Origin of the sequence: Burkholderia sp. SIMBA_062 (genome assembly GCF_046534765.1) — a bacterium.
Taxonomy (GTDB): domain Bacteria; phylum Pseudomonadota; class Gammaproteobacteria; order Burkholderiales; family Burkholderiaceae; genus Burkholderia; species Burkholderia ambifaria.
Genome location: NZ_JAWRYD010000320.1, coordinates 1 through 266, shown reverse-complemented (window position 1 = coordinate 266; position 266 = coordinate 1). Strand labels below are relative to the sequence as shown.

General features: G+C 48.9%; 1 protein-coding gene. It reads right to left on the bottom strand.

The window, feature by feature from the left end; translation table 11 throughout:
- Positions 1 to 266 (bottom strand): hypothetical protein (locus tag SB786_RS36530; RefSeq protein ID WP_410731622.1); only part of this gene is annotated, 266 nt, incomplete at both ends.

Below are 266 nucleotides of genomic sequence, written 5' to 3'. Positions count from 1 at the left end.
CCCTGATTACCGCCGAAATCTTCAAGCATCGATTCGATGATGCTGTCAATCAACGTAATGCCAGTCGCTCGCTCAATCTCTTTAACCACTAGTTGAATGTGATTGAGCAAAGCGTCACGGATTTCCTCATTGCGTTCTTTACTGGTTCGTCGAGCCTTGCTATCGAAACGATCGGGGTTGTGGAACGGACACTCTTCATAGGCTGCCTGGTTGTGATTAGCCAGGCCAGCGACCGAGTAGCCTGCATGCTTTGCATACAAAACTTC